Raw genomic sequence first — 17,315 nt, 5'->3', positions numbered from 1 at the left:
GTCGATACTTTGTTGCAGTGCACTTGCAAGATTCGCTGGGCTGGTTAAAGTGTAGGCATGAAACTTGACTGCACAAGATTTGTGCGCAAGAATGGATTCCAACGGGTAACGACACCCGTGAAGCAAACGAGAAATCCGTGAGCAACCCCGACTCTTTGCGTCCTAACCCATTGAAAATAGGCGGTATTGAGGTCGCGAACCGGGTTGTTCTGGCACCCATGTCGGGCGTCACGGATGCACCGTTTCGACGCTTGGTTGCGGAGCTTGGGGCCGGGCTCGTCGTGTCCGAAATGACGGCGAGCGACGACTTGGTCAACGGCAAGCCGATGTCGCAGCTCCGCTGTGAGGCGGCCGGCATCGGTCCCCACGTCGTCCAGCTGGCGGGCTGCGAGGCCAAGTGGATGGCGGAGGGGGCTCGGATCGCCGAAGCCGCCGGCGCCGATATCATCGACATCAATATGGGCTGTCCGGCGCGTCATGTGACTGGCGGCCAATCCGGGTCTGCCTTGATGCGCGATCTCGATCACGCCGAGAGGCTGATCGAAGCGACCGTCGGCGCGGTGAAGGTGCCGGTCACACTCAAGATGCGGCTTGGCTGGGACGAGCGGTCGCTGAATGCGCCGGAGCTCGCGCGCCGTGCCGAGGCTGCCGGCGTACAACTTATCTCGGTCCACGGCCGGACCCGATGCCAGTTCTACAAGGGCGAGGCCGACTGGCGCGCCGTGAGGGCGGTCAAGGACGCCATCCGGATTCCACTTGTCGTCAACGGCGACATCACCTCGTTCGACAAGGCAGTTGCCGCGCTTGAAGCATCGAGCGCCGATGCGGTCATGGTCGGGCGGGGAGCGCAGGGCCAACCCTGGCTGCCCGGCCAGATCGGCCGGCAGCTTCAGAGCGGTGTCGCCGAGGCCGTGCCGCCGCTTCGGGAGCAGTTGCGATATGTCCGCACGCTCTATGACGAGATCTGCCATCACTATGGTTTGCGCATCGGTCTTCGCCATGCCCGCAAACACCTTGGCTCCGCCCTGGAAGTCGCGGCCGGCTATAGCCGCGCGCCGGCAGCGGCGTTGAAGAACTGGCGTAGCCGCATCCTGACCGCGGAGGATCCGCACGCCGTCCACCGCTCCCTTGGCGAGGCGTTCGACGATTTTGCGTGGAGTACGGCGGCATGAGTTCCACTGCCGAACATCGCAGGCCGTTACCGACCGACGCGGAGATCATCCTCAACGCGTTGCCAAACCCGGTGCTGCTGGTCGCACCCGACGGCCGGATTGCGGACGCCAACATGGCCGCGGAATCATTCTTCGAGATCTCCGCGCAGTTCCTGCAACGGCATTCGCTGAAGGACCTGGTTCCGTTCGGAAGTCCGCTGTTGTCGTTGATCGACCAGGTTCGCTCCAGCGGTTCTCCCGTCAATGAATACAAGGTCGACCTCGGCACGCCGCGCATGGGCGGCGACCGCCAGGTCGATCTTCACGTAGCCCCGGTCAGCGAGCGGCCCGGCCACATCGTCGTGATGCTCCAGGAGCGAAGTATTGCCGACAAGATGGACCGGCAGCTCACCCACCGCAGCGCCGCCCGCTCGGTGATCGCGTTGGCCGCCATGCTGGCGCACGAGATCAAGAATCCGCTGTCGGGAATTCGCGGCGCGGCGCAATTGCTCGAGCAGGCGGCGTCGCCGGAAGACCGGACACTGACGCGGTTGATCTGCGATGAGGCCGACCGCATTGTCACGCTGGTCGATCGCATGGAAGTGTTTGGCGATGACCGGCCCGTGGCGCGTGGCCCGGTCAACATCCATTCCGTGCTCGATCACGTCAAACGGCTCGCGCAATCCGGCTTTGCGCGTAACGTCCGCTTTGTCGAGGATTACGACCCGTCGTTGCCGCCGGTGCTCGCCAATCAGGATCAACTGATCCAGGTCTTCCTCAACCTTGTGAAGAACGCGGCCGAAGCCACCGCCGATCTCGGCCATGAGGCGGAAATTCAGCTCACCACCGCATTCCGTCCCGGCGTGCGGCTTTCGGTGCCGGGGAAGAAGTCGCGTGTATCGTTGCCGCTTGAATTCTGCGTTCGCGACAACGGCCCCGGCGTGCCGGAAGATCTGATGCCGAATCTGTTTGATCCCTTTGTCACGACCAAGCCGACCGGCAGCGGGCTTGGTCTGGCGCTGGTCGCCAAGATCGTCGGCGACCACGGCGGAATCATCGAGTGCGAGTCGCAACCGAGAAAGACGACTTTCCGCGTGCTGCTGCCGATGTTCAATCCAGCCAAGAAGCTTGATCAAAATGATCGCGATAACGTTGCCGGGACTTGAGATGAGGAAGAACGATGCCCGCAGGTAGTATTCTCGTTGCCGATGACGATACCGCCATCCGCACCGTGCTCAATCAGGCCCTGTCGCGCGCCGGATACGAGGTGCGGCTGACCGGAAACGCTGCGACGCTGTGGCGCTGGGTGAGCCAGGGCGAGGGCGATCTCGTCATCACCGACGTTGTGATGCCGGACGAGAACGCGTTCGATCTTCTGCCGCGGATCAAGAAGATGCGGCCGAACCTTCCCGTCATCGTAATGAGCGCCCAGAACACGTTCATGACGGCGATCCGCGCTTCCGAACGCGGAGCCTATGAATATCTGCCGAAACCGTTCGACTTGAAGGAATTGATCGGGATCGTCGGCCGTGCACTCGCGGAGCCGAAGGAGCGGGTGGCGAGCGCGCCTGACGATTCCGAGTTCGATTCGATCCCGCTGGTCGGCCGTTCGCCCGCGATGCAGGAAATTTATCGCGTGCTGGCGCGGCTGATGCAGACGGATTTGACCGTGATGATTTCGGGCGAGTCCGGTACCGGCAAGGAGCTCGTCGCACGCGCGCTGCACGATTACGGCAAGCGGCGTAATGGACCGTTCGTGGCCGTCAACATGGCGGCGATCCCGCGCGACCTGATCGAGTCGGAGTTGTTCGGTCACGAGCGCGGTGCGTTCACGGGCGCCAACACCCGCGCCTCGGGCCGGTTCGAGCAGGCCGAAGGCGGCACGTTATTTCTCGACGAAATCGGCGACATGCCGATGGAAGCGCAAACGCGGCTGTTGCGCGTGCTTCAGCAGGGCGAATACACCACCGTCGGTGGCCGTACGCCGATCAAGACCGACGTGCGCATCGTTGCTGCCAGCAACAAGGATTTGCGCATCCTGATTCAGCAGGGCCTGTTCCGTGAAGATCTGTTCTTCCGCCTGAACGTGGTGCCACTGCGGCTTCCGCCGCTGCGGGAGCGAATCGAGGATCTGCCCGACCTGATCCGCCATTTCTTTTCGCTGGCCGAGAAGGACGGTTTGCCGCCCAAGAAGCTGGACGCTTTGGCGCTGGAGCGGATGAAGCAGCATCGCTGGCCCGGCAATGTCCGCGAACTTGAAAACCTCGCCCGCCGGCTTGCCGCCCTTTACCCGCAGGACGTCATCACGGCGTCGGTGATTGACGGCGAGCTAGCGCCGCCGGCCGTCACCTCTGGCGGCACGATGCACCAGGGCGTCGACAATCTCGGCGGCGCGGTCGAGGCCTATCTGTCGTCGCACTTCTCGGGCTTTCCGAACGGCGTACCGCCGCCGGGCCTCTATCACCGCATCCTCAAGGAAATCGAGGTCCCGCTACTCACGGCCGCGCTTGCGGCGACCCGAGGTAACCAAATCCGGGCGGCCGACCTTCTCGGGCTCAATCGCAATACGCTGCGGAAGAAAATCCGTGATCTGGACATTCAGGTCTATCGGACGGGCAATTGAGCCGCCGAAAGCCGGTCTAACCGCGCGATTTCTCAGGGGATTGGCTGAACGCGGCATGGTATGCGCCGCGGAATTGTCGCAATTCGGCAACATTGTGGTATGAATGCATCAGTCCGCAACGTGCGGATGCTGAAGCCTTCATTTCATCGTTTGCCGGTATAACCAGCGTGGACACCTCGGCCGCCCAGTTCGATCCGTCTCTCGTTGAGCCCAAGGGACGGTCCATTCTAAGGCTGCTTGCCCCGATTGCGATCGGGCTGGCGCTGGTATCGGCTTTCCTGACCTTTGTGGTGCTGACCGGCCTGACGCGGATCGAGCCGACCCGTGAGGTCGCAGTATCCTTCATGTTGATGAACGGCGCCACGATCCTGGTGCTGCTCGGTATCATCGCCCGCGAAGTCTGGCAGGTGATGCAGGCCCGGCGCCGCGGCCGCGCCGCCGCCAGGCTTCATGTTCAGATCGTCAGCCTGTTCTCGATCATGGCGGTGCTGCCGGCGGTCCTCGTGGCGGTCGTCGCCAACCTGACGATCGAACGTGGCCTCGATCGGCTGTTCTCGGGTCCGACGCGGGAGGTGATCCAGAACTCGCTGATCATCGCACGCGCCTATATGCAAGAGCACGCCCAGCTCATTCGCGGCGACATTCTGGGAATGGCAGCAGATATCGGCCGTGCGCGACCGCTCTACGACCAGGACCGTCAGTCCTTCCGTGAATTTCTCACCGCAAGCGCCGCCTCCCGCAATCTTCCCGGCGCAATGCTGATCGACAAGGACCGCCACATCCTGGAAAGCGCCGAGACCGGCATCCAGCTGGCGTTCGCCGCGCCGCCGTCGGACTTCCTCAGTAACGTCAATGAAACCGAGCCGGAAATTGCGGTTCTGCCCGAAGAGAACAATGTCGCTGCCTTGATCCGGCTGCGCGCCTTTCAGGATACGTTCCTTTACGTCGCACGGCAGCTCGATCCTCACGTCGTCGACCAGTTGAAGCAGACCGAGGCGAGCGTCGCCGAATATGCCGAGATCGAGGCGCGCCGGCTCGGCGTTCAGGTTAATTTTGCGCTGATCTTCGCCGTCATCGCGCTGACCATCCTGATGGCCTCGATCCTGCTGGGGCTCAATTTCGCCAACTCGCTGGTCACCCCGATCCGCCGGCTGATGGGCGCCGCGCACATGGTCTCGACCGGCGATCTGCATGTCCAGGTGCCGGTGAAGCGTTCGGAAGGCGACCTCGCGCAACTCGGCGAAACCTTCAACAAGATGACGCAGGAGCTGCGCACCCAGCGCGACGAACTCGTCAATGCGAGCGAACTGATCGACAGCCGGCGGCGATTTATCGAAGCGGTGTTGTCGTCGGCGAGCGCCGGAATCATCGGTGTGGATGCATCGGGAAGCGTTGGCATCCTCAATCGCTCGGCGGAAAAACTGATCGGACACGCCGAATCCGAAACGCTGGATCACCCGCTCTCCGACGTGTTGCCGGAACTCGACGAGATGATGAAGACGGCGCGCGAGAGCACCCAGCGGCTGGTGCAGGGCCAGATCACGATCAACCGCGACGGCCATGAGCGAAACCTGTCGGTGCGCGTCACCGCGGAACAGACCAGCCAGACGCGCGACAGCTATATCATCACGCTCGATGACATTACCGAGCTGGTTTCGGCGCAGCGAACCTCAGCCTGGGCCGACGTCGCCCGCAGGATCGCGCATGAAATCAAGAACCCGCTGACGCCAATTCAGTTGTCGGCCGAGCGCATCCGCCGCAAATTCGGCAAATCGATCGTCGAAGACAAGGCCGTGTTCGAGCAGTGTACGGATACGATCGTGCGGCAGGTCGACGACATCAGGCGGATGGTCGACGAGTTCTCGCGCTTTGCGCGGATGCCAAAACCGGTGATCGAGGGCGAAGATGTCGCCGACACCGTGCGTCAGGCGGTATTCCTGATGCGGGTTGGCCATCCCGACGTCGATATCGAGGCCGAGATCAAGCAGGAGCCGCTGCAAGCGAAGTTCGACCGCCGGCTGATTTCGCAGGCGCTGACGAACATCATCAAGAACGCGACCGAGGCGATCGAGGCCGTGCCGCCGGAAGAATTGGGGCGCGGTCGTATTGACGTCATCGCGGCGCGCGAAAACGACGACATCGTGATCGATGTCGTCGATAATGGCGTCGGCCTGCCGAAGGTGGCCCGCGCGCGCCTGCTTGAACCCTACGTGACCACGCGCGAGAAGGGCACCGGCCTTGGCCTTGCGATCGTCGGCCGGGTCTTGCAGGACCATGGCGGCCGGATCGAGCTCCACGATGCATCGGAAATGCGGCCGGGTGCACGAGGGGCCTGGATGCGGCTACGATTCGCGATATCTGGTCAGGCGCCGACGTCTGAGATCGTTCAACCTACGGCCGAAACAAAGTCACCGGCCGAAGAAACCAGCGGACAACAAGAAACGACTAATGAGCAGACCAAAATCGAAGCCGCGACAGGCAACTGAGAAGACGGGCGTATCCTATGGCAAGTGATATTTTGATTGTCGATGACGAAGCCGACATTCGTGAACTTGTCGCCGGGATTCTTGACGACGAGGGATTCACGACGCGCACGGCGCGCGACAGCGATTCTGCGCTGGCCGAAATCGCCAACCGCAGGCCTAACCTGGTGTTCCTCGACATCTGGTTGCAAGGCAGCAAGCTCGACGGGTTGCAACTGCTTGAACAGGTCAAGCGCGACCATGCCGATCTTCCGGTCGTGATGATTTCGGGCCACGGCAACATCGAAACCGCGGTCGCCGCCATCAAGCGCGGCGCTTACGATTTCATCGAGAAGCCGTTCAAGTCCGATCGGCTGATTCTGGTCGCCACGCGGGCGCTGGAAACCTCGCGCCTGAAGCGCGAGGTGAAGGAGCTCAAGCAACTGGCGCCGACGGCGAGCGTCATGACCGGCCGCTCGGCCTGCATGAACCAGTTGCGGCAGACCATCGACCGGGCCGCCAAGGCCAACAGCCGTATCCTGATCGTGGGTCCCTCGGGCGCGGGCAAGGAACTGGCCGCGCGTACACTGCACAACATGTCGAGCCGCGCCGAAGGCCCGTTCGTGGTGATCAACGCCGCGGCGATTACGCCGGAGCGCATGGAAATCGAGCTGTTCGGCGTCGAGCCCAACGGCGAGCACGCCCGCAAGACCGGCGCGCTCGAAGAGGCCCATGGCGGCACGTTGTTTGTCGACGAAATCGGCGACATGCCGCGCGAGACCCAGAACAAGATTTTGCGCGTCCTGGTCGAGCAGACCTTCCAGCGCCAGGGCGGCACGGCCAAGGTGAGCGTCGATGTCCGCATCATTTCCTCGACCGCTCGCAATCTCGAGGAAGAAATCGCGGCCGGACGCTTCCGCGAAGACCTGTATCACCGCCTGTCGGTGGTGCCGATCCGCGTTCCGCCGCTGTCGGAGCGGCGCGAGGATATCCCGGAATTGATCGACTACTTCATGGACCAGATATCGGCCGCGACCGGCCTGCCGAAGCGGCAGATCGGCCAGGACGCGATGGCGGTCCTGCAGTCGCATGTCTGGCCCGGAAACGTCCGCCAGCTCCGCAACAATGTGGAGCGGGTGATGATTCTGGCCGGCGGCGGGCCGGAAGTCATCATCACCGCCGATATGCTGCCGCAGGACGTGGGCTCGATGGTGCCGGCCATGCCGACCAGCAACAACGGCGAACACATCATGGGTCTGCCGCTGCGCGAGGCGCGGGAGGTCTTTGAACGCGACTACCTGATGGCTCAGATCAGCCGTTTCTCCGGCAATATCTCCCGCACAGCGGAATTCGTCGGCATGGAGCGGTCGGCCCTGCATCGAAAGTTGAAGGCGCTCGGCGTCGGTTGAACGGAACAGCCGGGAAGGGGCCGGGAATTTCGGTCTCTTTTCACGGTCTTATGGAGAATTGCTCCCTCTTTGACGCCACTTCCGCGTGAAGCTGCTTGCCTAATAACCAAGCCTGCCTTCTAATCACACGATCGTGCTCTCCCGAGGGGGATCTCAAGAGAGCCGGTAGCCGAAAGGACTGCTTCGACAGAAAGTGGCCTGCGGTTCAATAACAAGAAGCACCGAGACTTGCGGGATAAAAACAATGGCGGCAGACCGCGCACAAAATCTACAAGACACCTTCCTCAATCACGTTAGAAAAACCAAAACGCCACTGACGATTTTTCTGGTCAACGGGGTAAAGCTGCAAGGAATTGTGACCTGGTTCGACAATTTCTGCCTGCTGCTGCGTCGCGACGGTCATTCGCAGCTTGTCTACAAGCATGCGATCTCGACCATCATGCCGGGAGCCCCGATCCAGTTGTTCGAAGGCGGCGAGGATGCACCGGCTTGAGAGTGAGCTGATTGGAACCCCGAAATTCTGACGGGGGAGTCGACCGTCCGCGGTCGGCGGTGGGGAAGCAAACCGGGCGGGTGATTGTCATCGGCCCTTACCTGCGAACGCGCCGGGGTGATCCCGATGCGCGAGAGGATTCGTCCGCCATCCGTGGTTCTGAAGCCCGTCTCGAGGAGGCGGCAGGCCTTGCGCGCGCGATCGATCTCACGGTTGCGGAAGCTCTTATCGCGCCGGTCAGCCAAATCAGACCGGCGACCTATCTCGGCAAGGGCAAGGTTGAGGAGATCACGGGTCTTGTGGCCGGCCACGAAGCCGAGCTCGTGATCATGGATTGCGCGCTATCGCCGATCCAGCAACGCAACCTGGAGAAGGCCTGGCACACCAAGGTCCTCGACCGCACCGGGCTGATCCTCGAAATCTTTGGCCGTCGCGCCAAGACGAAAGAGGGTACGCTTCAGGTCGAACTCGCGCACCTGAACTACCAGCGTAGCCGTCTGGTGCGGTCGTGGACCCACCTTGAGCGTCAGCGCGGCGGCTTTGGTTTCATGGGCGGCCCCGGCGAAACCCAGATCGAGGCCGACCGCCGTTTGATCGGCGACCGCATCACGCGGCTTGAGCAGGAGCTCAAGAAGGTTCAGGCGACACGGCGGCTGCATCGCGCCGGCCGGCAACGGGTGCCTTATCGCGTCGTCGCGCTGGTCGGCTATACGAACGCCGGCAAATCGACGCTGTTCAACCGGCTGACCCGCGCCGAGGTTCAGGCCGCCGACATGCTGTTCGCCACGCTCGATCCTACCTTGCGCGCGCTTACCCTGCCGCATGGCGGCAAGGCGATGCTGTCGGACACGGTCGGTTTCATCTCCAACCTGCCGACGCAGCTGGTGGCCGCGTTTCGCGCCACTCTTGAAGAGGTGCTCGAGGCCGACGTCATTCTTCACGTCAGGGATATTTCGCACGAAGACAGTGAAGCGCAGGAGCAGGACGTCGAAGCCGTGTTGCGTCAGCTCGGGATCAATACCGACGGCGGCCAGCGTATTCTTGAAGTCTGGAACAAGATCGACCGGCTCTCGCCTGAGGAACGCGAAAACGTTGTCAATATCGCTGCCCGCCGCTCACCGGAGCGGCCGTGTTTTCTGGTTTCGGCCGAAACCGGGGAGGGGATCGATGGTCTGTTGGCGGCGATCGAAGAACGGCTGGCCGCGACGCGAACGACATTGCATCTGTCGATCGATGCGGCCGATGGCGCCGGCGTCAGCTGGCTGCATCGCAACTCGGAAGTTCTGGGCAAGAACCTTCAGGACGGACGTTACGAGATGACGGTGCGCGTCGATGAGACCAAGCGTGATCTCGTGATCAACCGCTTTGATGCGGTGCCTCACGCACCATAGCCGTCCCCGCCGACTCTACTTCCGAAACGCCATCAAAAGCCGCAAGAGTCAGGTCGGCTACGGGCCAATCGACTACGGTCCCGATCCTACTTTGCCCGCCCTGCGAGCCTCCAGCGCCAGCTTTGTCAAAATCTTCTTGCCCGCGATACGTCCCGACTCCCAGGCGCCGGTCATTTGACTGGGGCTTTTCTTCAGGTCCTGCACAAACGCCTCGCCCGCGAATATCAGGTTGCCGATCACCAGCGGATTGCGGCGTTTGACGCCGGGCAGCATGGCCGAATAGGCGGCCAGGAAATTCGGATTGGTCGTCCAGTCGGTGATGTGGATGCGGCCTTCCAGGTTGTTGCGCGCACCGGTCAAATCGGGTTCGCCGACGCGATCGAGCAGATCAAGCATCTGGTTTTCGATGTCGGCGTAGTGCGATTTCTCTACCAGATCCGACATCGCGCCTGAAGCAAAGATGGTGACGAGCGGCTTGCCGTCGGTGCGAAGGTGCAGGAGCCAGGCGTGACGCTGTTCGTAAATCGTGACGAACGTGTCCGGTGCGATATTGCGTTCGGCAAAGAATTCTGGCCGCAGCGGCACGAAGATCTTGGTCATTTTCGCCGCCGTCATGCCCGCCAGGACCGGGTCCAGCTGCGCGCGCGCGCTCTTGTCGAATCTGACGCCGTGCGATTTCAGCACGCCAACCGAGAGCGTGCTAAGCACATAGTCGGCTTCGACCGTGTCCTTGTCGGTCACGATTGCAAAGTGCTTTCCGGCCTTTTTGACCGTTTGCACGAGGCGGCGGAGCTGGATATCGGCCTTGTAATACCGGGCTTCGTTGGTCATGGCCCGCGATGAGCTTTTCGATCCCGTACTGCAATTGCATGCCGCCGGAACCCGCATCGTCGCCCCAGAATTCATCGCTTGAGACCTTGGCCGCGCTATCGACCGCCATCCAGTTGTTTGCCCGTTCCTCGGCCACAGCGACGATCACGCGCGACTTCGACATGTCGGCCAATTGCCGGAGCGACACGTCTTCATCCCGATGCTGCGCCTTCCAGATCGCATACATCTCGTAAAGCCGGTTCATCGCCCATTCGCGCTGCTCAGGAGCCACTGCGCCTTCCACCGAGACATTGAAGCGCCGCGTGGCGGTATCGATGCCGATCGGCCCCAGATCGTAATGCCGAGCGCAGGCCCATTTATAGAACGGGTTCCTCCCTCCGCCATGGAACCAGTGCGCTCCGGCGTCCACCGATACACCCGTAGACAGCTCAACAGTGCGCGCCCGCCCGCCGATCCAGTCCGCGGCGTCAAGGAGCGTCATCTCGGGCCGCGCGATGGTCTTGCCAGCCGACATGAGCTTGTCGACGCCTTCCCCAATGGTGATGGCAGCGGTCAGGCCGGAAATGCCGGCGCCGATGATGACAATATGCGCACGCATGGGCGGGGTTTTAGAGGAAAAGGCGAGGGTGTTGCACGTCGTTTGTGAGTTCAAGGAGACGGCGGAGCCGAAAATGCCTGTTGTTGTGTAAGGGCCACGGCCTCCCGCAGTCTAAATCACTTCATTTCGTGGTTATGAGTCCCGGCTCAACGCTCGCTGTGCTCGCTTGGCCGGGACGACGAAGACTCTTTCTTCTTCGCCTCATTCCACAACGCGTCCATCTCCTCAAGCGAGGCGGCCTCCAGCGTCCGGCCCTTTGACGCCAAGGCGCGCTCAATATAGCCAAAGCGGCGCTCGAACTTAGCATTGGCGCCGCGTAGCGCTACTTCGGGATCGGCTTCGACGTGACGGGCGAGATTGACTAGCGCGAACATCAGATCGCCGGTCTCCGCCGCAAGCTCCTCCTTGTCGCCGTGGTCGAGCGCGGCCTCGATCTCATCGGCCTCTTCACGAATTTTCTGCAAGACGGCGCGGGGATCATTCCAGTCAAAGCCGACGGTTGACGCCTTGCGTTGCAACGCCATCGCGCGCGTCAGCGCCGGTTGTCCGGCCTTGACGTTCGACAGCAGCGAACCGGACGGCTCGGAGTTTGCCGGACGGCGCGCGGCGCGCTCGGCCTTCTCCTCGGCCTTGATGCGCTCCCACGCGCTCTTGACGCCAGCGGGTTTGATGTTGCCGTCCTTGTCGGCAAAGACATGCGGGTGCCTGCGGATCATCTTGCGGCAGATCACCTCGACCACATCGCCGAAATCGAACGCGTCCTGCTCTTCGGCCATGCGCGCGTGATAGACGACCTGAAGCAGGAGGTCGCCAAGCTCTTCCCTGAGGTCTTCGAGATCGTGACGCGCGATCGCGTCGGCGACTTCATAGGCCTCCTCGACCGTGTAGGGCGCGATCGTCTCGAAATTCTGCTCGAGATCCCACGGACAGCCGGTCACGGGTGTGCGGAGTTGCGCCATGATCTCGATCAGGCGGGAAATATCGCGGGAAGGGGTCATGCTGCACCGAGCGCCAGGGAAATCTTAGAGACTTCTATGCCGCAAGACGCAGGACCATCCCAGCAACAACGGTGCAAACAGGTCAGATTTCCCCGGCTTTGGGCCGGGCGGCCCGTCGGAACAGGTTCCCGAAGTGGTGTTTGCGGCTAGTCGTGCCGCCGGTGATGCTTGATGCGATGGTGATGAGGCTTGACGCGGTGGCGCGGCTTGACCTCGACAGAACCGGATTCCGTCATCGCCGGGCCTTTGTTCTTCGGCGCGGCACTCGTCGGCCCCATCGCCAATTTGAAACCCTTGGTCGACTCGATGTCCGGTGATGAGGCATGCGCTGGAATCGAGAGAGCGAAGACGCTAACGGCAATCAGGCGCGAGGCGCAGCGAAACAGCATGTTCATGAGGGAAATCCTGCAAGAGGACTGCGTCAACACAGGCTAGCGATTTGCGGGAGCAGCTTAAAGGTGTTGCGCGCGTTAAATTAAAATAGCGCGCTCACGGCTCAAGTGTTCGGCGGAAAATCTTCCGGCTTGAGCTCAATCGGCTTGCCGTGAGGCGTGCGATCGGCGGCGCGATCCCAGGCATCGCGGTAGCGATGCAGTGTTGCGGCCGTGGTCACGCCTTTTGCAGCCACCATTTTTTCCAAGGTGGCGAGCCAATGCCGGTAATAGGTCGTTCCGGTATCGGGATCGCCTCCGGCCTGCGCGAGCTTGATTTCATCGGCAAGCGCCGCCGCCCATTCCTTCCACGAGAACAGGCCGCGATCGTAGAGCGAGAGCGCCATCGCAAAAGCCTGCGCTTCCCAGGGCTCGCGAAACACCGGGCCGTCTTCGTCCCGTGGCAAATCCGGAAGGGCGCCGGTCGCTTGGACTATGGCCGCGTTCCTCATGCTAGCTCCAGATAAGGCTCAAACGCGTCAATGGAGATCTTGACGGTGGGGTCGGCGTCCGGCCCCCACAACTCGATGCTGTCGAACACCACGTTGTAGAGCCACTGCGGATTTTCACCCAACTCCATGGCGGCTGAATCCGGAAACACCTGGCAGCCCAGAATGCGGTCGATCACGCCGACATGGCCGCGCGTGTAGCGGGGGAGGCGGGTATGCGTGGCGGGATGCATGTTTTTGGCGCGCACGCGATCGCCGATCCTGAATTTGGCGGGCGCGGGTGCTTGCCGTTCGAAGTGACCGCGCACCAGGCTCTTTTCGACTTTCTCAAGCCCAAACTTGCCGTTCTTGACCGGTTTTGCAGTTCCTTCCGCATGGCCGGCCGAAAGTTCCGATGCCGTGACATAACCCTTGTCGACCAGATTATCCTCCAGCCCGAGCAGCCACTTCCGATAGTAGGAGCTGGCCAGATAAACATGCGGCGGCAGGGATTCACGATAGAAGCGGGACGTATCGATGTTGAACGCACCGGCAGCGCCCATCGCGCGGACCATCGCCAGCACGCGGCCTTCCCATTTCTCGTGAAATGGCGGTTCGTTCGGCTCGGGCTCGACCTTGCCGAAGCCGTCCATGCCGCCCATGTCGTGGACGCCGTTCAAGATGCCGCTCCCGGCGCCTTTGGAAATCCGGTGCCGATCATCGAATCCCGTGTCACGAGCTCGGCCAATTGCTTTTCGCTCCAGCCTTCCGTGCCCTTGGGCCGCATCGGCAAGACAAGGAATCGGGTCTCGGCGGTTGAGTCCCAGACCCTGATTTCGGTTTCCTTCGGCAAGCTCACGCCGAAATCGGCGAGCACGCCGCGCGGGTCTTTCACCGCACGCGAGCGATAGGGCGAGGCCTTGTACCAGACCGGAGGCAGCCCGAGCATGTCCCAGGGATAACAGGAGCATAATGTGCAGACGACCATGTTGTGTCGCTGCGGCGTATTTTGCACGACTACCAGATGGTCGCCGACGCGACCCTGATGACCAAGCGCGTGAACAGCCTTCGATCCGTCCTCAAGCAGCGCCTTCTTGAAATCGGGATCGGTCCAAGCCTTCGCAACGACGCTCGCGCCGATGTGGGGACCAATCTTGGTCTCATAGGCCTGAACGATGGCGTCGAGCGCGGCTGGTTCGACATATCCCTTTTCCGTCAGGATGGTCTCCAGCGCGCGCACGCGCAGCTCCGTCTCGGACAGTTCCGAATGGTCGTCGTGGTGATGGTGATGGTCGTGGCTGCTCATGGGCCAAGGATAAGCGCAATGGAAGGCTGATGTCGAGGACCGGCCGCGGCCATCCAATTCGGCGAACGAGCCGATTCTATGGCCCAGTTTTGGCTTGTCTCAGGATGCGGTGCTGGTTCGCCGCGGGGAGGGCGAGCGCTCGCCGCGCGCGCGCGTCGCACGAGGCCGTGGCTCCGGACCAACCAACTTCTCGATGGCCCCCGATGCGAGGTCTCGCTCCAGACGGTCGAGATTTTCGTAGATCTGCGCCAGCGTCGCCTTCAGCGCCGCCGCTTCCTTCGCCGTCATGGCACCCGTTGCGACCTTCTCGTAATGGGCCGCGACGGGCATGAAGCGTTCGGCCAGCGCCGCGCCATGGGGCGTAAGGCTCACTTGCAGGCTTCGCTGGTTGTTTTGCGGCCGTTCGCGAAAGACGATGCCGTCGCGATGCATGTCGGCGATCAATCGCGACAGCGTCGACATTTCCGCCGACGTCAGCGCTGCGAGTTCGCCGAGCCGGAGCGGACGTCCCTGCTCGGCGAGCGCGGCAAGCACGCGATACATCGGCAGCGTCAATCCATCCTTGCCGACGACCTGGACAAACAGATCGCCCATGCGCACGCCGAGGCGGGCGAGAAGATAAGGCAGCGAAGTTGACAGCCTGTACACGGGCGATTCCAGCCAAGCGGAATATCCGGCTTATCACCAATTGTTTAGAATGCAACATTTGCATTTGCAACGTTCGCGTTGACAGGCCGCGGACGCTGATATTTCATCCGACCCGTCCACGCATAAAAATCGGGGGAAGCGGCATGCAGGGAAAAGTAGCGCTCGAAGAGCACTTTGCGATTCCGGAAACCCTTCAGGATAGTGCCGGTTTTGCTCCCGAGGCCGACTGGCCGGAATTGAAGGGCCGGTTGCTCGACATCCAGGAGCGCCGCCTGCGCGAGATGGACGCGCACGGCATCGAGATGATGCTGCTGTCGCTCAACGCGCCGGCCGTGCAGGCGATCCCTGATTCCGACAAAGCCAACGACATCGCGCGCCGGTCGAACGACTTCATGGCCGAACAGATCGCTCGCCAGCCAACGCGTTTTGCCGGCCTTGCCGCGCTGCCGATGCAGACGCCGGAGCTTGCGACACGCGAGCTCACGCGGTGCGTGAAGGAGCTCGGCTTTTGCGGCGCGCTGGTCAATGGCTTCAGCCAGGTCACGGACAATCCGTCCGGTATTTATTACGACATCAAGGCCTATTGGCCGTTCTGGGCCGAGGTCGAGCGGCTCGACGTGCCGTTCTATTTGCACCCGCGCAATCCGCTGCCGAAGGATGCGGCGATCTATGAAGGCCACCGCTGGCTGTTGGGACCGTCCTGGGCGTTCGGCCAGGAAACGGCCGTTCACGCGCTCAGGCTGATGGGTTCAGGGTTGTTCGACGCGTATCCGCGGCTCAATATCGTGCTCGGCCACATGGGCGAGGGACTGCCATACTCGATGTGGCGGATCGACAATCACAACAAGTGGATGCGGGTGCAGAACAACTATCCCGCCAAGCGCCAGATCGGCGAATATTTCCGTGAGAATTTCTACATTACGACATCGGGGAATTTCCGCACGCAGACGCTGATCGACGCCATGCTCGAAATCGGCTCGGATCGAATCCTGTTCTCGACCGATTGGCCGTTCGAGAACATCGATCACGCCTCCGACTGGTTCGATGCGGCGCCGATCTCGGAGATCGACCGTCAAAAGATAGGCAGCGACAATGCGAGGGCGCTGTTCAAGCTGAAATAACGTGCTGTTGGAAACCTGCCGGAAGAGCAGGGACGGTATGGGAACAAGGAGCACGGGGAGGGACGATCCATGAGTTCGGGAAACGAAGTCGATATCCATGAAGAACTGGCGGGGGCTGCCGTCACGCCGCTGCACAAGATGCTCGGCATCGTCATCACCCTGATCACGCTGTTCGACGGCTATGACACCTTCAACCCAGCTTATGTCATTCAGTATGTGAGACAGCCCTGGGGACTGTTGCCGAGCCAGGCCGGATTTCTGGTCTCTTCCGGATTGATCGGCTTTCTGTTCGGCGCGATGGGGCACGGCATGATCGCCGACCGCTATGGCCGCCGCAACACGCTGCTGGCGGGCTTGTGGATCGTCAATGTCTTGACGCTGCTCACGGCGATCTTTGCGACCAGTTTCGCGAGCTTCTGCACCTTGCGCTTTCTCACCGGTCTCGGTCTCGGCGTGCTGCTGCCGCTTGGCACCACCTTCATCAACGAACTCGCCCCGCCGCGGGTCAGCAACGCGTTCTCCCTGTGGGGCGTCACGTTCGGCTGGTCGCTGGGGGGCGTCTTTGCCGGATTGATCGGGGTTTTCCTGACGCCGACCTATGGCTGGCAAATTCTCTATTTCGTCGGTGCGCTGTCGATCCCGTTGACGCTGCTGGTGCACGCGGTGTTGCCCGAGAGCCCGAAATATCTTGCCGCCCGAGGCCGGCTCGAGGAGTTGCGCGCGCTGATGGTGCGGCTGCGGCCGGATCGGAGTGCGGTTTACGCGACTGCGACGTTCCATAGTCCCGATCGCGCCGCGCCCAGGAATACGATCGCAGCTCTGCTTGCGCCGCGTTATCGCCGTGTGTCGCTCACAATCTGGGTTACAGCCTTCCTCACGCTGTTTGCGATCTTCGGGCTGGTCGGGTGGATTCCGACCGTCATGATCCAGCGCGGCGAGAGCTTTGCGTCGGGCTTCAGTTATGGCGCCTTGATGCAGGGTACGTCCTTCATTGGCGGGCTGACGCTCGCGATGCTGGCTGACCGCGGATTTGCGCCGACGCCGCGGCTGCTCGGCATGTGGTGGATCATCGGCGGCATCGCTGTCGGAACTCTGGTGTTCGTCAACAGCCACGCGTTCAATTTTGTGGTCGGTGCGGTCGCCGGCTTCTGCGTGATCGGCGCCCAGCATGTCCTCAACAACTTCACGGCCAATTCCTACGAGACCGGCTTCCGCGCCAGCGGGGTCGGCATGGAGCTTGGGGTAGGGCGCGTCGGCGGCATTCTGGGGCCGTCGGTTATCGGGTTTCTGCAACAGGTGACCGGCGGACAGGACGCGGTCTTTTGGGCCATTGGAGGCGCGGCAGTCGTCGCGGCTCTCGTGATCGGCTCGCTCTCGGTGCCAGCTAAGGCCACCGAAACGAGCGTGGCGCCCGCGGAATAGTTC

Annotated in this window: 16 protein-coding genes and 1 pseudogene; 9 read left to right on the top strand and 8 right to left on the bottom strand. The window is 62.0% G+C overall.

What is annotated here, in order from left to right; genetic code table 11:
* The first annotated feature begins 170 nt into the window (after positions 1 to 170).
* The 7 genes from dusB (at position 171) to hflX (ending at position 9,529) form a co-directional block, all read left to right on the top strand.
* Positions 171 to 1,172 carry a tRNA dihydrouridine synthase DusB gene (dusB, locus tag BUA38_RS33475; protein WP_072824854.1) on the top strand — a complete coding sequence of 334 codons (1,002 nt, stop codon included), beginning with the start codon at positions 171 to 173 and terminating at the stop codon, positions 1,170 to 1,172.
* A complete protein-coding gene (locus tag BUA38_RS33470; protein WP_072824852.1) occupies positions 1,169 to 2,317 on the top strand; it encodes a two-component system sensor histidine kinase NtrB in 1,149 nt (382 codons plus the stop codon). Before dusB ends, BUA38_RS33470 begins: the two co-directional genes overlap by 4 nt.
* 14 nt (positions 2,318 to 2,331) lie before the next feature.
* Complete coding sequence (ntrC, locus tag BUA38_RS33465; RefSeq protein ID WP_072824850.1) at positions 2,332 to 3,774, top strand: nitrogen regulation protein NR(I); 1,443 nt, start codon at positions 2,332 to 2,334, stop codon at positions 3,772 to 3,774.
* A 158-nt stretch (positions 3,775 to 3,932) separates the two neighbouring features.
* Complete coding sequence (locus BUA38_RS33460; protein ID WP_072826634.1) at positions 3,933 to 6,260, top strand: sensor histidine kinase NtrY-like; 2,328 nt, start codon at positions 3,933 to 3,935, stop codon at positions 6,258 to 6,260.
* A 17-nt stretch (positions 6,261 to 6,277) separates the two neighbouring features.
* Positions 6,278 to 7,645: a sigma-54-dependent transcriptional regulator gene (locus BUA38_RS33455; protein WP_072824848.1), complete on the top strand. Its 1,368-nt coding sequence runs from the start codon at positions 6,278 to 6,280 to the stop codon at positions 7,643 to 7,645.
* 244 nt (positions 7,646 to 7,889) lie between these two features.
* Positions 7,890 to 8,138, top strand: coding sequence for an RNA chaperone Hfq (hfq, locus tag BUA38_RS33450; protein WP_006020546.1), 249 nt, complete (start codon positions 7,890 to 7,892; stop codon positions 8,136 to 8,138).
* Between the two features lie 11 nt (positions 8,139 to 8,149).
* A complete protein-coding gene (gene hflX / locus BUA38_RS33445; RefSeq protein WP_072824846.1) occupies positions 8,150 to 9,529 on the top strand; it encodes a GTPase HflX in 1,380 nt (459 codons plus the stop codon).
* A gap of 72 nt (positions 9,530 to 9,601) precedes the next feature.
* Here hflX and BUA38_RS33440 read toward each other — a convergent pair whose 3' ends face one another.
* From BUA38_RS33440 to BUA38_RS33405, 8 genes and pseudogenes are all read right to left on the bottom strand, one after another.
* A complete protein-coding gene (locus BUA38_RS33440; RefSeq protein ID WP_072824844.1) occupies positions 9,602 to 10,360 on the bottom strand; it encodes an FAD-dependent oxidoreductase in 759 nt (252 codons plus the stop codon).
* Between the two features lie 370 nt (positions 10,361 to 10,730).
* Positions 10,731 to 10,958: pseudogene (locus BUA38_RS38370) on the bottom strand (NAD(P)-binding protein); the annotation flags it as partial.
* A gap of 146 nt (positions 10,959 to 11,104) precedes the next feature.
* On the bottom strand, positions 11,105 to 11,956 hold the full coding sequence (mazG, locus tag BUA38_RS33430) for a nucleoside triphosphate pyrophosphohydrolase (RefSeq protein WP_072824840.1): 852 nt from the start codon (positions 11,954 to 11,956) through the stop codon (positions 11,105 to 11,107).
* Between the two features lie 146 nt (positions 11,957 to 12,102).
* Positions 12,103 to 12,351 carry a hypothetical protein gene (locus tag BUA38_RS33425; RefSeq protein WP_072824838.1) on the bottom strand — a complete coding sequence of 83 codons (249 nt, stop codon included), beginning with the start codon at positions 12,349 to 12,351 and terminating at the stop codon, positions 12,103 to 12,105.
* 101 nt (positions 12,352 to 12,452) lie between these two features.
* Positions 12,453 to 12,839 carry a nitrile hydratase accessory protein gene (locus tag BUA38_RS33420; RefSeq protein ID WP_072824836.1) on the bottom strand — a complete coding sequence of 129 codons (387 nt, stop codon included), beginning with the start codon at positions 12,837 to 12,839 and terminating at the stop codon, positions 12,453 to 12,455.
* Positions 12,836 to 13,495, bottom strand: a complete 660-nt coding sequence (nthB, locus tag BUA38_RS33415) for a nitrile hydratase subunit beta (RefSeq protein WP_072824834.1) — start codon at positions 13,493 to 13,495, stop codon at positions 12,836 to 12,838. The genes BUA38_RS33420 and nthB overlap by 4 nt, the downstream gene beginning before the upstream one ends.
* Positions 13,492 to 14,121 carry a nitrile hydratase subunit alpha gene (nthA, locus tag BUA38_RS33410; RefSeq protein WP_072824832.1) on the bottom strand — a complete coding sequence of 210 codons (630 nt, stop codon included), beginning with the start codon at positions 14,119 to 14,121 and terminating at the stop codon, positions 13,492 to 13,494. The genes nthB and nthA overlap by 4 nt, the downstream gene beginning before the upstream one ends.
* A 99-nt stretch (positions 14,122 to 14,220) precedes the next feature.
* On the bottom strand, positions 14,221 to 14,769 hold the full coding sequence (locus BUA38_RS33405; RefSeq protein WP_072824830.1) for a MarR family winged helix-turn-helix transcriptional regulator: 549 nt from the start codon (positions 14,767 to 14,769) through the stop codon (positions 14,221 to 14,223).
* A 143-nt stretch (positions 14,770 to 14,912) separates the two neighbouring features.
* Between BUA38_RS33405 and BUA38_RS33400 the strand changes: the two genes are divergently transcribed.
* Both BUA38_RS33400 and BUA38_RS33395 read left to right on the top strand, forming a co-directional pair.
* Complete coding sequence (locus BUA38_RS33400) at positions 14,913 to 15,890, top strand: amidohydrolase family protein (RefSeq protein WP_072824828.1); 978 nt, start codon at positions 14,913 to 14,915, stop codon at positions 15,888 to 15,890.
* 69 nt (positions 15,891 to 15,959) lie between these two features.
* Positions 15,960 to 17,312: an MFS transporter gene (locus BUA38_RS33395; RefSeq protein WP_072824826.1), complete on the top strand. Its 1,353-nt coding sequence runs from the start codon at positions 15,960 to 15,962 to the stop codon at positions 17,310 to 17,312.
* Positions 17,313 to 17,315: the final 3 nt, after the last annotated feature.

This window comes from Bradyrhizobium erythrophlei (assembly GCF_900142985.1).
GTDB classification, from domain to species: domain Bacteria; phylum Pseudomonadota; class Alphaproteobacteria; order Rhizobiales; family Xanthobacteraceae; genus Bradyrhizobium; species Bradyrhizobium erythrophlei_B.
The sequence above is the reverse complement of the archived record's forward strand: the minus strand, read 5'-3'. Positions and strand labels throughout refer to the sequence as shown.

Excerpts from the sequence above, each read along its gene's own strand:
- BUA38_RS33400 (WP_072824828.1), top strand. The coding sequence starts at position 14,913 with ATGCAGGGAAAAGTAGCGCTCGAAGAGCACTTTGCGATTCCGGAAACC.
- mazG (WP_072824840.1), bottom strand. The coding sequence starts at position 11,956 with ATGACCCCTTCCCGCGATATTTCCCGCCTGATCGAGATCATGGCGCAA.
- BUA38_RS33425 (WP_072824838.1), bottom strand. The coding sequence starts at position 12,351 with ATGAACATGCTGTTTCGCTGCGCCTCGCGCCTGATTGCCGTTAGCGTC.
- BUA38_RS33455 (WP_072824848.1), top strand. The coding sequence starts at position 6,278 with ATGGCAAGTGATATTTTGATTGTCGATGACGAAGCCGACATTCGTGAA.
- BUA38_RS33395 (WP_072824826.1), top strand. The coding sequence starts at position 15,960 with ATGAGTTCGGGAAACGAAGTCGATATCCATGAAGAACTGGCGGGGGCT.
- BUA38_RS33440 (WP_072824844.1), bottom strand. The coding sequence starts at position 10,360 with ATGACCAACGAAGCCCGGTATTACAAGGCCGATATCCAGCTCCGCCGC.
- BUA38_RS33470 (WP_072824852.1), top strand. The coding sequence starts at position 1,169 with ATGAGTTCCACTGCCGAACATCGCAGGCCGTTACCGACCGACGCGGAG.
- ntrC (WP_072824850.1), top strand. The coding sequence starts at position 2,332 with ATGCCCGCAGGTAGTATTCTCGTTGCCGATGACGATACCGCCATCCGC.
- BUA38_RS33420 (WP_072824836.1), bottom strand. The coding sequence starts at position 12,839 with ATGAGGAACGCGGCCATAGTCCAAGCGACCGGCGCCCTTCCGGATTTG.
- nthA (WP_072824832.1), bottom strand. The coding sequence starts at position 14,121 with ATGAGCAGCCACGACCATCACCATCACCACGACGACCATTCGGAACTG.
- hfq (WP_006020546.1), top strand. The coding sequence starts at position 7,890 with ATGGCGGCAGACCGCGCACAAAATCTACAAGACACCTTCCTCAATCAC.